At 66.4% G+C, this 12,829-nt stretch carries 13 protein-coding genes; 5 read left to right on the forward strand and 8 right to left on the reverse strand.

Annotated elements, in window-relative coordinates:
- Positions 1 to 143 precede the first annotated feature (143 nt).
- Genes G6N61_RS00535 through G6N61_RS00550 form a run of 4 tightly spaced genes read left to right on the forward strand, consistent with a single transcriptional unit; the run spans position 144 to position 3,182 of the window.
- On the forward strand, positions 144 to 1,127 hold the full coding sequence (locus tag G6N61_RS00535; RefSeq protein WP_163916207.1) for a zinc-binding dehydrogenase: 984 nt from the start codon (positions 144 to 146) through the stop codon (positions 1,125 to 1,127).
- Complete coding sequence (locus G6N61_RS00540; protein WP_163916209.1) at positions 1,124 to 2,023, forward strand: SDR family NAD(P)-dependent oxidoreductase; 900 nt, start codon at positions 1,124 to 1,126, stop codon at positions 2,021 to 2,023. Before G6N61_RS00535 ends, G6N61_RS00540 begins: the two co-directional genes overlap by 4 nt.
- Positions 2,017 to 2,922 carry a GNAT family N-acetyltransferase gene (locus tag G6N61_RS00545; protein ID WP_163916211.1) on the forward strand — a complete coding sequence of 302 codons (906 nt, stop codon included), beginning with the start codon at positions 2,017 to 2,019 and terminating at the stop codon, positions 2,920 to 2,922. Before G6N61_RS00540 ends, G6N61_RS00545 begins: the two co-directional genes overlap by 7 nt.
- On the forward strand, positions 2,919 to 3,182 hold the full coding sequence (locus G6N61_RS00550; protein ID WP_163916213.1) for a hypothetical protein: 264 nt from the start codon (positions 2,919 to 2,921) through the stop codon (positions 3,180 to 3,182). The genes G6N61_RS00545 and G6N61_RS00550 overlap by 4 nt, the downstream gene beginning before the upstream one ends.
- Before the next feature lie 13 nt (positions 3,183 to 3,195).
- Here the strand turns inward: G6N61_RS00550 and G6N61_RS00555 are convergent, their stop codons facing one another.
- The 7 genes from G6N61_RS00555 to G6N61_RS00585 form a co-directional block, all read right to left on the reverse strand.
- Positions 3,196 to 4,299: an ABC transporter ATP-binding protein gene (locus tag G6N61_RS00555; RefSeq protein ID WP_163916215.1), complete on the reverse strand. Its 1,104-nt coding sequence runs from the start codon at positions 4,297 to 4,299 to the stop codon at positions 3,196 to 3,198.
- A 14-nt stretch (positions 4,300 to 4,313) separates the two neighbouring features.
- Positions 4,314 to 5,183 (reverse strand): ribokinase, encoded by an 870-nt coding sequence (locus tag G6N61_RS00560; RefSeq protein WP_163916217.1) that lies wholly within the window; start codon positions 5,181 to 5,183, stop codon positions 4,314 to 4,316.
- Positions 5,180 to 6,082 carry a carbohydrate ABC transporter permease gene (locus tag G6N61_RS00565; protein ID WP_163916219.1) on the reverse strand — a complete coding sequence of 301 codons (903 nt, stop codon included), beginning with the start codon at positions 6,080 to 6,082 and terminating at the stop codon, positions 5,180 to 5,182. The genes G6N61_RS00560 and G6N61_RS00565 overlap by 4 nt, the downstream gene beginning before the upstream one ends.
- Complete coding sequence (locus G6N61_RS00570; protein ID WP_163916221.1) at positions 6,079 to 6,891, reverse strand: carbohydrate ABC transporter permease; 813 nt, start codon at positions 6,889 to 6,891, stop codon at positions 6,079 to 6,081. The genes G6N61_RS00565 and G6N61_RS00570 overlap by 4 nt, the downstream gene beginning before the upstream one ends.
- A 110-nt stretch (positions 6,892 to 7,001) precedes the next feature.
- Positions 7,002 to 8,357 (reverse strand): ABC transporter substrate-binding protein, encoded by a 1,356-nt coding sequence (locus G6N61_RS00575; protein ID WP_163916223.1) that lies wholly within the window; start codon positions 8,355 to 8,357, stop codon positions 7,002 to 7,004.
- Between the two features lie 21 nt (positions 8,358 to 8,378).
- Positions 8,379 to 9,605, reverse strand: a complete 1,227-nt coding sequence (locus G6N61_RS00580) for an ADP-ribosylglycohydrolase family protein (protein ID WP_235887122.1) — start codon at positions 9,603 to 9,605, stop codon at positions 8,379 to 8,381.
- Positions 9,606 to 9,796: 191 nt separating this feature from the next.
- Positions 9,797 to 10,798 carry a LacI family DNA-binding transcriptional regulator gene (locus G6N61_RS00585; RefSeq protein WP_163916225.1) on the reverse strand — a complete coding sequence of 334 codons (1,002 nt, stop codon included), beginning with the start codon at positions 10,796 to 10,798 and terminating at the stop codon, positions 9,797 to 9,799.
- A gap of 309 nt (positions 10,799 to 11,107) precedes the next feature.
- Between G6N61_RS00585 and G6N61_RS00590 the strand changes: the two genes are divergently transcribed.
- Positions 11,108 to 11,905, forward strand: coding sequence for an SDR family oxidoreductase (locus G6N61_RS00590; protein WP_163916227.1), 798 nt, complete (start codon positions 11,108 to 11,110; stop codon positions 11,903 to 11,905).
- Here G6N61_RS00590 and G6N61_RS00595 read toward each other — a convergent pair.
- Positions 11,892 to 12,671: a DeoR/GlpR family DNA-binding transcription regulator gene (locus G6N61_RS00595; protein WP_163916229.1), complete on the reverse strand. Its 780-nt coding sequence runs from the start codon at positions 12,669 to 12,671 to the stop codon at positions 11,892 to 11,894. The genes G6N61_RS00590 and G6N61_RS00595 overlap by 14 nt on opposite strands.
- Positions 12,672 to 12,829: the final 158 nt, after the last annotated feature.

A 12,829-nucleotide genomic window follows, 5' to 3' on the forward strand; every position in this document is an offset into this window, starting at 1 on the left:
GACGATCCGCTGAATCCACACTTTCACGACATTGATGGCGTCGTGGGTAACGTTTCTGGAGTGCCGGCGCAGGGCTCGGAACCACGATGCCCGCGCCGGGCCCGACCACTGAGCCCGATGATGTACCGAGAGGAAGATGACCAGTGTTCCAGGGAAGACGTTGGCACGCAGAGGCGTTCGGCGATCCACGGGACGTGTTGCGGCTCGCCGAAGCCACCTGGCCGACGCCGGAAGTGGGAAGGGTACTCGTCGAGGTCACCGCCTGCGGTGTGGGTTTGCCCGACCTGCTGATCACCACCGGCGCCTATCCGCTGCTGCCGAATCCGCCGGTGGCACCGGGCCAGGAAGTCGTCGGCACCGTCGCTGCGGTTCCCGATGGCTCCGCGTTCACCGTCGGCGAGCGCGTGATGGGCGTCACGGCCTTCCTCGAGGGGTGGGGCGGCTACGCCGACTTCGCCTACCTCGGCGAAGGCACGACTCAGCGGGTGCCGGATGCGATGAGCGACGAGGAAGCCGCCGGATTCACGATCGCCTTTCGCACCGCCCACGCCGCCTTGGCCCAACGGGTGATGGTCAGCCAGGGCGACGTGGTTCTCGTGCTCGGCGCGGCCGGCAACACCGGTGCGGCCGCCGTATTGATGGCAAAGGCGCTGGGCGCGAAAGTCATCGCCGTGGCCAGTGGTCCCGAGCGGCTGTCCTTCTGCACCGGCCTGGGCGCCGATCACGTCGTGGACCGTCAGACGTCGGACGTCGTCGATGCCGTCCACGAGATCACGGGCGGCGACGGTGCCGACGTCGTCGTCGACCCCGTCGGTGGTGACCTCGGCACGCGGGCGGCTGCCGCAGTGGCCCGGCTGGGCCACATCGCCGTCGTCGGCTACGCGAGCGGATCCTGGCTCACCTTGGATCCGGTGGACATGGTGCTGCGGAACTACTCCGCAGCAGGCGTTTTCGCCGCGGGTACGCCTGCGGAGGATGCACTGGCCTACGGCGCACTCCGCGAGCTCGCCAACCGAGGTGCCATCAAGACCCCGGTCTCCTCGCTGGCCGCCTTCACCGACGTTCCGGAGGTCATATCCGGTATCCGCACCGCCCCGCCGGGCAAGACCGTCGTGCTGGTCAGATGACGGACACGACGAGGGTGTGGTTCATCACCGGCGCCTCGCGCGGGTTCGGCCACCGCTGGGCGACTGCCGCGTTGGCGCGCGGCGACCGCTGCATCGCGACGGCTCGGGACGTCACCACCCTCGAGCCTCTCGTCACCGCCTACGGAGATGCCGTCCTGCCGATCGAGTTGGACGTCACCGATGCCCGAGCCGACCACCTCGCCGTCGACCGTGCGTTCGCACACTTCGGCCGTGTGGACGTTCTGGTGAACAACGCCGGCTACGGCCTCTTCGGGACCGTTGAGGAAGTCACCGAGGAGCAGGCCCGCCGACAACTCGACACCTGCCTCTTCGGTCCCCTGTGGATCGTGCAAGCCGCGCTGCCTCACCTCAGGGCGCAGGGAAGCGGGCACATCGTCCAAGTGTCCAGCCTGTCGGGATTGGTGGCCATTCCCTATCTCGGGATGTATCAAGCCGCGAAGTTCGGACTCGAGGGGTACAGCGAAGCGCTGGCTGCCGAGGTTGCGGCTCACGGTATCAAGGTGACGATCGTCGAACCCGGACCCTACGACACCGATTGGGTGTACGGCTCGAAGGAAGTCGCACCGGAGAACCCGGCGTACGAGCACGTGCGGGCCTGGTGGAGTGAGCATTTCCATGCCACCGACAAGGGGGGCCCAGACGACCTGCAAGACGCGCTGCTGTCCATCGTCGATGCGGCCGAACCTCCCCTCCGCGTACTGCTGGGCGAATACGGTCTACCGGTCGTGGAGGCCGTCTACCGACAACGTCATCGAAGCTGGTGCGACTGGAACGCGCACGTCGCGGTCACCGCTCCGCGTGGGTTCGTTCCAACGGAGTCGAACCCGCCGCCACCCGCCCGGTCGTCCGACACCCCGGACCCGCGGCGATGCTGACGGGCCTCATCAGTTCTTCGAATGACGGCGAACTCGGCGCCCAGCTCGAAGGCGTCGAGGCAGAGGTGATGTACCGATACGAGGCGCTGGCGTCGCCAACGACTCAGTCGCACATGGGTATTGCCACGGCACGGATCGGTGGCGGTGTCGCGCTCTCGGTGCGCAACGACGTCACCGGCTACTGGAGCAAGGCACTCGGGTTCGGCTTCACCGAACCCGTCACCGGCGATCTGATCCAGGATCTCGTCGACTTCTACCGCACCGAACGCAGCCAGGGCTCCATCATTCAGATCGCGCCGTCCGTGCTTCCCGACGACTGGCCGGAGATCGCCGAGCACCACGGACTTCGGGTCGTCTCGGAGTGGGTCAAACTGGCCGGTCCCATCGCAGACATGGCGCCCGGTCGCACCGACCTGCGCGTTGCGCCCGTCGAACGGAAGAACGTCCGCGACTGGGCCGCAACGACATTAAGGGGATTCGACATGCCGACCACCGGACTCGTGGACATGCTGTCCGCCAGCGTCGTCGACCCGAACATCAGGCCGTTCGCCGCATGGGACGGCGACGAGATGGTCGCCGTCGCCAATCTCTTCACCTGGGGCGAAATGGCGGCGTTCAGTGCCAGTGCCACGCGTCCCAGTCATCGACGGCGCGGTGCCCAGTCGGCACTGATCGCCGCCGCCGCGGCGGAGGCATCGAGGTCGGGATGCCAGTGGATGGTGGCCGAAACCGGACAGCCCGGCGCAGGTGAGGTGAACCCGTCGCTGAACAATCTCATGCGTTCGGGCCTTGAAGCCTGCTACACGAGACAGAACTGGAAGTGGACTCCCGAACGCGAGGGCGAGATCACGGCACCGCGAGCAGGTGCGCAGCGCACGGGCTTTGGGGGCCTGAGTTGAGCATCGTGCTGACCCTGTCGGCGGTGATCGTCCCCCTCGCCGTGTTCCTGACTTTCAACCAGCGACGGACGTCGCTGACCGCGCAGTTACGCGGGGGTGTGTGCCTCTTCGCCGCCGCCGTCAACTGGGTCGTGGCGGCGGTCAACCACCTCGGTGCCGAGTCGACGATCATCGATCTGGCCGTGGGAGCCGCGCTCGTCGTCGCCGGGATCCTCGCGTTGAGGCCGAGAGCCTACCCACCCCCGGACCTTCCGAGATGACCGGATCTTCGGCCTACGAACCGGACTCGGCTCTGCAGGTGATCCGCTCACCGGTCTGCGGCTCGAACAGATGCACGACGCCCTCCGGCCGCTTTCGCAGCCGAACGGTGTGCGACGGCTTGGGCGCCTCTCCCGAATTCGACCGCGCCACCAGCGGAGTGCCCGAACCCGAATGCGCGTAGACGTACACCTCGCTACCGAGGTCCTCGACGAGGTCGACCACGACTTCCACGCCACCCGACGGGTCGATCTCGAGCTGCTCGGGCCGGATCCCGATGGTGACCTCGTCCAGTCCCGCCTCGTGCAGCAGCGTCAACTGGTTGCGTTCGAGCGCCAGCGTGGAACCGTCGCCGAATCGCACACCGTCCGGGGTGATGGGCAGCGTCGCGATGTTCATCGCGGGCGACCCGATGAAGCCGGCGACGAAGACGTTCGCCGGCTTGCTGTAGAGCTCGCCGGGTGACGCGAACTGCTGCAGCTTGCCGTCACGCAGCACCGCCGTCCGATCACCCATCGTCATGGCCTCCACCTGATCGTGGGTGACGTAGACGGTGGTGACGCCCAATCGCCGTTGCAGACCCGCGATTTGGGTACGCGTCTGCACGCGCAGCTTCGCGTCGAGGTTCGACAGCGGTTCGTCCATGCAGAACACCTGCGGCTCACGGACGATCGCGCGGCCCATCGCCACCCGCTGCCGTTGACCGCCGGACAGTTTGGCCGGCTTGCGATCCAGGTACTCGGTCAGATCGAGCAGCTTGGCCGCTTCCCGGACCTTGCGTCGGCGCTCATCGGCCGAGACCCGGCGTAGCTTGAGCCCGAACCCCATATTCTCGGCGACGGTCATGTTCGGGTACAGCGCGTAGTTCTGGAACACCATGGCGATGTCGCGGTCCTTGGACGGCACGGCGACCACGTCCCTACCGCCGATCTCGATGCTGCCCGAGTCGACGTCCTCGAGCCCGGCCAGCATCCGCAACGCGGTGCTCTTTCCCGAGCCCGACGGCCCGACGAGAACGACGAACTCGCCGTCGTCGATGTCGAGGTCGAGCGAATCGACCGCCAGCTTGTCGGAGCCTTCGTAGATGCACGACGCGTTGCGATAGGTGATCGTGGCCATGGTGGTTGCCTTTCCTACGTGGTGGCCGGGGAGGACGGTTCGGCGACCGCGGTCCCGTGGAGATAGTGGTGCAGCGGGTTGAACGCCGGTTGCGTGCAGGGACTCGCGACGGCGGCCGCTCCGACGGCACAGGAGATCTCTAGCGCCTCGGCGTCGGTGTATCCGGACATCATGGCGAGAACGATTGCGGCGCAGAAGGAGTCGCCAGCACCAACGGTGGACACCACCTCGGTGGGCGGGGGTGATCGCCGTGCCACCTCCACGTCGTCGCGCAGTAGCACGGCGCCGGCGGCCCCTTCAGTCACCGCCACCGTCCGGGCCCGCGCCAGTTCGGGTAGGGCCGCGCGCTCCTCCTGGTTGACGATGAACAGGTCGCAGCGTTCGATTACCGCGGCGGGCAACGGACGGGCCGGCGCGGCATTGATCGCGACGAATCCGTTGGCCCGTGAACAGATGTCGACGATGGTCTGCATCGGGATCTCGAGTTGGCAGAGCACGGCCGCCGCCTCGTCGATGGAGTCGTCGACGATCACCTGGTCGTTGGCGCCGGCCGCGATCGCGATCTGGTTCTCCCCCGCGGCGTCCACGACGATCAGGGCCGTCCCGGTCACCTGGTCCACCACGCGGACGCCGGTGACGTCCACCCCGGCGTGCTGTAACGCCGCCACCGACCGTCGTCCCGCCTCGTCGTCGCCTCGGGCCCCGATCATGCGGACCCGGCCGCCGAGACGCGCGGCAGCCGCGGCCTGGTTGGCACCCTTACCGCCGGACGTGCGCAGCAGTTCCGACGTCGAGACCGTCTCACCCGGACGCGGCAACCGCTCGCCGACCGCGGTGATGTCCTCGTTGATGCTGCCGACGACCGTCAGGCTCTGCCCGCTCATGCGCCCCCCAACCCCGAGGACGACAGCCCGTCGATGAACCGACGCTGCAGAGCCAGGAAAAGGACCAGCATCGGGGCGATCATGATGAAGCCGGCCGCACTGACGAGCGTGTAGTCCTGACTGAAGCCCTGCTGGAACGAGAAGAACGTCGTCGACAGCGGCAACAGGTCGGGGTTCTGGATGAAGGTGACCGCGAAGAGGAACTCGTTGTAGGCCGACAGTCCGGTGACCAGCGCCACCGTCAGCAGCCCCGGCAGGGAGTTGGGCAGCACGATCTGGAACAGCACGGTGAGCTCGCCGGCACCGTCGATTCGCGCCGCCTCTTCGAATTCACGCGGGAGGGTGAGCATGAACGAGCGCAGAAGCAGCGTCGCGAACGGCGAGAAAAGCCCGACGTAGATGATGATGAGCCCCAGCCGCGTGTCGTACAGCCCGGCCTTCGCCCACGCGTAGAACAGCGGCACCAGGAACATCTGCGCGGGAAGGGAACTCGTGACGAGCAGCAGGGTCATGAAGGCGGACCCGCCCCGGACTTGAAGCCGGGCCAGGGCGTAGGCCGCCAGACCCGCGACCACGCACGTGATCGCCGCCGTGCCGACGACGACGATCAACGAGTTGACGATGCCCGCCGTCATGTTGGCCTGGGTCCACGCCGCCGAGAAGTTGCCCCACTGCCAGCTGCTCGGCAACCCCAGCGAGCTGTGGCCGTAATCCTGCTGGGTCTTGACCGCGTTGAAGAAGAACAACACGATCGGCCCGACGGAGAAGACCGCCAAGCAGGTGAGGGCGACGTAGGTCGGGATCCCGGCGCGACGACCGGCGGCGGACCGTCGCGCCTGTGGGCCGGCGGGTTTCGCTCCGCCGGGCGCGACGGTGGCTGCTGACGTGGCGGTGCTCATATCTCCCAGTCCTTCACCTTGCGGATGACCAAGTAGGCAATGACGACCACGGTGCTGATCAGCGCCATCACGACACCCACCGCCGAGGCGTAGCCGGCACTCAGATTGGTGAAGGCCTGGCGGTAGAGCAGCGTCGACAGCAGGTCGGTCGACCCTGCCGGGCCACCCTGCGTCATGACGTAGACGTAGTCGAAGGCCAAAAAGGACCAGATGATCGTCATCAGTCCGAGGAACGCGAACGTCGGGCGGATCGCGGGCAGGGTCACCGAGAAGAACTGCCGTACCGGTCCGGCCCCGTCCAACTTGGCGGCCTCGTACAGGGAGGGGTTCACGCCCTGCATGGCGGCCAGGAAGACCACCACCAGGAACCCCCACCAGGCCCAGTTGTTGACGCCCATCACCGACCACAGCGCGAGGTCCGGGTTGCCGAGTGGGTTGATGCCCAGTACGTGTCCCAGCCCGGATTGGGTGTTGAGGATGCTCTCCCAGATCGAGGCGTTCACCACGCTCGCGACGATGTAGGGAATGAAGAACAGGACCCGGAACAGCAGCCGGAACCGCTTGATGCGGGTCAGGGCGTAGGCGCCGAACAGGCCCATCGCCATCGGCACGATCAGGAAGAACAGCGTCCAGATGATGTTGTGCCAGAGGCCGTTCAGGAACTCGTCGTCGGACAGCAGGTCCCGGTAGTTGGTCAGGCCGGTGAACGTCGCCGGGCCGATGCCGGACCAGTCGGTGAAGGAGTAGTACACCGCGAACAGGCTCGGAACGACCACGACGACGGCGTTGATGACGATCAGGGGCAGCATGAACACCCAGCCTCTGACCCTGGGCTTGCTCAGTCGGGCACGGACACTCGGGCGGGGACGCGCCGCCGGGACTCGGGCGGTCGTTTCGGCGGTGGGAACGGACGTGGTCGTCATTTCAACGCAACTCCTGGCTCGGGCGCCTGGGGGACCTTTCCGGCGGCGTGCTCGCGGGTGAACCGCTTCTGGATTCCAGCGCAGTACTCGGCGGGGCTCAGATCACCGGTGATGACCTTTTCGAAGTAGTCGATGATGTAGGTCTCCGTCTGCTGGGGGAAGAAGGTCCAGATCGGGTAGCCGATGGTCTTCGCGCTCGACAGCGTGGTGTAGAGGCGGACGAGGCGTTCGTCGGTGCCGGGGCTGAAGTCGCTCTGCTCGATGTCGATCGGAGGCGGGGCGGCGTTCAGTTCCACCAGCGCCTGCAGGATGACCTTCTTGTCGGTGGTGAGGAAGTTCAGGAAGTTGGCGGCGTTGTCGACGTTGTGGGCGTTGCTGTTGATCCCGGCGGACTGTCCGATCGCCAGATCCCAGACGTCGTGGGGTACACCTGAGCCGAGCGACGGGATCGCGGCCCAGTTCCAGACGTCGTCGTTGCCCGCCTTCTCGCCGAAATAGGTTGGCAGGTAGGGAAATTCCCAGGTTCCGGAGATCATCGCGCCGGCCTTGCCGTTGGCCAGCTGCTCGTACAGGGTGGAGAACTTGTTGGTGAAGTAGTCCTCGACGCTGCCCCCGAACCAGCCCTTCTTGAAGTAGTCGGTGTATCGACTGATGGCGTCGACGAAGACCGGGTCCTCCCAGCTGAGTTCCCCCTGCAGCGCCTGATAGACCGCGGCGGGTCCGGCGCCGTGGTTGAGTGCGATGACCATGTGCCACTCGTTGGCGCCCTTCCAGTCCGCATTGCCCGCCGCGATGGGCACCATGCCCCTGCCCTTGGCCTCCGCGCAGTACGCCTCGAAGTCGGAGAGGTTGGTCGGCACCTCGGCGCCCAGCGTCTGCACGGTCTCGGGGTTGTAGTAGAAGACCATCGTCTCGTACTGGGTCGGCAGCGTCCGAAGCTTTCCGTCGACGCGCGACGCGTCGAGCGCCCAGGTCGCGAACGTCGAATTCCAGCCGTACTTGTCGGCGTAGCCGTCGAGGTCGACGAGATAGCCGGCCTTGGTGTACTCGGTGACCCCCGAGGAGGGCCCCGGCGTCACGATGACGTCGGGGCCCGACCCGGCGGCGAGAGAGGTCTGGATCAGTCGATCGATGGTGTCGGTGGACTTGTTGCTGAAGCGCACCGTACCCGGCCCCGGATACCCCTCGACGATGTGCTTTTGGTAGTAGGCGACCAGATCCTGGTTGTCCAGGTTGTCCCACATCACGATGGCCGAGGGGTCGGACGCCGGGCCCTTGCCGCACGCGGCGAGCCCGGTCAGTGCGACGACGGCGCCGGTGGACGTCAGGAAGTGGCGCCGGGTCAGGTCCATGACGATCTCCTCGGTTGCTCGCTAGTCCAGGCCGCGGGTGGCCAGGCGGACGGTTCGGTCGGCGAGATCCGAGATGGCGGAGCCGTCGAAGCCGAAGAGGGCCGACCGGGTGCGGTCGTGCAGTGGGTCGATCAGGTGGCCCGGAAGTGCTTGGCGCCCTGCGAGAATCGCCGCGACCGAACCGACCGTGGCGCCGTTGGAGTCGGTGTCCCAACCGCTCATGACCACCCGCCCGACGGCGGTGGTGTAATCCCCGTCGGCCCAGAGCAACGAGGCCACCACGGCGGCGGCGTTGTTGATCGTGTGCACCCAGGAGTAGTGACCGTAGGCCGCCCAGATCTGCCCCAGAGTCTCCTCCCACGTGACACCGGACCCGTGCAGATCGAGGACGTGGTGGATGGCCTCGGCCAGCCGTGACCGGGGCGGAACCACCTGCAGCGAGACCTCGATCGCCTCGCGGGCGTCGGCTGCGGTGAAGGCCGCAGCCACCAGGGCGGCGGCCCACATCTCGCCGTAGATGCCGTTGCCGATGTGGGAGAGCGACGCGTCCTGGTAGCTCAGCTGAGCGGCGCTCCACGGGTCCCCGGCGAACACGTAGCCGAAGACGTCGCCGCGGATCTGCGCTCCGATCCACTCGCGGAACGGGTTTCGTCTCGTCGCGGTCTCCGGCGGCACGCAGCCGTACACCATGTTGACGTAGGCGGCACGCTCGGCGGTGAACACCTGCTCCAGCGGGAACAGGTTGAGCCACGCGTCGCCGACGATCGCGGGGGTGAGCTTGCGCCCGTGCTGCTCGAGCAGGTGCAACGTGAGGATGGGGTAGTCGATGTCGTCGTCGCGAGCCGAGCCGTTCACGTTGCCCCGAGTGGTCTCCGGCCAGCTCTCCCGGAGCTCGAACCCCTCCGGCATCGGATCGAGCAGGGGCACGTAGTCCCGAAGAGGATAGGCGTCCGCGAGGGTCAGGTAATCGCGGATGCGTTCGACGGTCCAGTGGTCACCGCGCTCGACCGGCTTGCCGACGTTGCAGCCCGCGATGCGCCCCAGCCACGCGGCGTGCACCTTGTCCGTCAGGTCCGCCGAGGAGACCCGCTGGGCGGAAGGCGGCGACGGCAGCGTCGCGACGATGTCGTCGAGTGCGGTCGGCTCCTCGTATTTCCATCCGTCGATTCGTGGTAGTTCGTCCATCCGGTCGACGAGTTCGAGCAGTGCATCGTTGTCGGAAGGGTCGATGTCGTTGGCGGCCCCCACCGCTGCCGAAACGTCGTAACCGGTCTCGCGCCGCTGGGCGACCTCGTATGCGACGAGGACGCGTCCGTCCAGCGGATCGTGACCAATGAGGTTCTGGAACGCCTCGCCCAGGACGGGCCCGTGATCGGTGAGGGATGAGATGGTCGTCTCCTTGCTCGTGGTGGGTTTCGGTTCTACAGTCGGGAATTCGGCTAGGTCGACTCGCGCGGCAGCAGAACGGTGGGCAGCGAACGGACCGTGTAGGGCGTTTCCGGGCCGCTGGCGATGCGACTCAGGACGGCCTCCACGCAGGCGGCACCCACGTCACGGGCCGGGTTGCGCACCGTGGTCAACCGCGGTTTGAGCATGCTCGCGACCTCGATGTCGTCGAACCCGACGACGGCCACGTCGCGGGGGATGTCGAGTCCGAGGTCGTGGGCGGCGTCGAAGAGTCCGACGGCGATCACGTCATTCGCGCACACGATCGCTCGCGGCCGGTCGGCTGGTTTCAGCAGTCGCAGACCCGCCTCGCGGCCGCCGTCACGGTTGAACGGCACGTGTTCGATCCAGTGGTCGGCGACGGTGAGGCCGAGCGCATGCGCCGCGGCCCGAAAGGATGCCAGGCGGACCGTGCCGGGGCTGCGCCCGTCGGGCCCACCGATGAAGCCGACCTCCGTGAATCCGCGGTCTTTGAGATGACGCACCGCTTCGGCGATTCCCTGCGCGTCGTTCGTCTGCACCTGATCGGCGTGGAGTTCACCTTCGTGGTCGGTGATGAGGACCAACGGCAAAGAGCCGACGATGCGTCGAATCTCGAGCGGGGACAGCGACATCGGCTGGAAGATCAGTCCGTCGACGTTGCGCCGCACGATGTTGTGCAGCATCGTCTCCTCGGTGGCGGGCTCGCCGTAGGTGATGCCGATCAACGAGACGTAGCCTTCGTCGGCCAGTCCGTCGTGAACGGACTGTGCCACCGTCGGGTAATAGGGGTTGGAGATGTCCACGACGAGGAACGCGACGCTGTTGGTCTGCTGATTTCGCAGGCTCTGCGCGATGATGCTGGACCTGTATCCGAGTTCGCCGACCACCTTCAGGACCCGTCGGCGCGTCTCCTCGGACACCGCGCGCCGGCCGCTGAGCGCGTGCGAGACGGTGGTCGGACTGACCCCGGCCGCGGCGGCCACGTCGCTGATGACCACTCGGTCTGGCGGCATTGCGGGGCCCCTCCTATGCAAATCGATTTGTACGTGACGTTCGTCATAGTGCTCCGGTGTTCGAGACGGTGTCAACGTCCCGGCGGCATGGAAAGGCAACCAAAGATTTTGCGTCCCGTTTGCACGGAGCTCCGGACCGCTACCTTCGGTTTTCGAAACCCCCCCATTCGAAAATGACATGGGCTACCCCGGCATCGCGACGCATGGTTGAACGACCGTCACAGTCGATGCCTCGGCGGGCGAACCGATTCGTCGATACGGAATGTCGACGCGCGCTGCGAAACACTCACATCGACGAAGGAAGCACTCTTGGATCTCGGGCTGTCGGGGAAGACCGCCGTAGTGACCGGCGCCAGCCACGGCATCGGCTTGGCCACGGCCGAAGCACTCGCCGCCGAAGGCGTTCGCGTGCTGGGAGTCGCCCGCACCACGACGCCGGACCTCGAGAGGGTGGCGGCGGGCACGGTTCGCGCCGACCTCGGCACACCGGATGGCGCTGCCGCGATGATCGATTCGGCGATGTCGATCCTGGGCGGTATCGACATTCTGATCAACAACGTGGGCGCCGGAGAGGTGGAAAAGCTCGCATCCGGCGGGCTGGCCGGGTTCCTGGACGTGAGCGACGATCAGTGGCGAGAACTCCTCGTGCTGAACCTCTTCAGTGCGATCTGGGCATGTCGCGCCGCCCTTCCCAGCCTGATCGAGCGGCGGGGGGCGATCGTCAACGTCTCGACCACGTCGACACGGGTACCGGCCTCCGCACCGGTCGGCTACAGCGAGGCCAAGGCGGCCCTCACCGCGTTGAGCAAACGACTCGGCGAGGAGTTCGGGCCCCACGGAGTCCGCGTGAACACCGTTTCCCCTGGCGTGGTCGGTAGTCGGCTCTGGCGAGGAAGCGACGGGATCGGGGCGCGGTTCGCCGCCGCCGATGGTGTTGGCCTACAGGACTTTCTGGCGGGACTACCCGAGCGATTCGGCATCACCACCGGCCGAATCACGGAACCGCGTGAAGTGGCCGCGTTGATCACGTTCCTGGCCTCGGAGGTGTCGGCGAACGTCCTGGGTGCCGATGTCGTCATCGACGGAGGGATGGTTAAATCGACCTGACCGCGGCGCTCTCGGGGATCTCAGCGGGGGGCACGCTGGCCCTGATGACCGGGAGCGGCAACTGGGCCGCCCGAATGGGATCCAGCATCGCGTCGGTGATGCCGGCCGTGAAGTCCTCGAAGCCGAATACCTTGAAAAGCGCCTCCCGGCCGAACTTGGAGCTGTCGGCGACGAAGAAGGCTTCACCCGCTATGGATCGCATCTTGCGTTTGAGTTCTATCTCGTAACTCGACGTCGAGTAGAGCCCGTCGTCCATGACGGTGACGGCACCGAAAATCGCCACGTTGACGCGCAGATTCTCCACCTGCTGGACCGAGGCGGGTCCCCACATGCCGAATCCGGACGGCAGTAACTCGCCCCCGATGAACACCAGGTTCATCGATGGTTTCGTCGCTATCTCCAGTCCGACCCGCAGATCGTGGGTAACGACCGTCAAGCGCGACTGCCGAAGGTGGCGTGCAACTTCGAGCGTCGTCTCCCCCGCATCCAGGAGGATCGTCTGCCCGTCCAGCACGCGCTCGGCCATCGCAGCTCCGATCGCCACCTTCTCCGCGCGATGAAGCCCCACGTCGCGCGCGACGTGGGGATAGTCCGCCTCGATGGGCACTGCACCGCCGTGCGTGCGTTGGATCACGCCTTCCGCCTCGAGTTTGTCGAGATCGCGGCGGATGGTCGACGCGTCGACACCGAAAGCCCGTGCCAAGTCGTTGACACTCTGAAATCCCCGCTTCTGCAAGCGAACTGCGACCTCGGCACGACGCGACATTGGGATTCAGCCCTCTCCGCTGGGTCGGCCGTTCGGCACCGGCCGCGCCGAATCGTAGCAAATCTGCATGCTCGATTCCGCGCAAATGACGTGCAATATTGCGCGATTCCATGCATCAAGTTGCTTGACTGTTGCGTAGGTCACGCAATACTCTCGCG

The organism is Mycolicibacterium arabiense (assembly GCF_010731815.2).
GTDB classification, from domain to species: Bacteria; Actinomycetota; Actinomycetes; order Mycobacteriales; family Mycobacteriaceae; genus Mycobacterium; species Mycobacterium arabiense.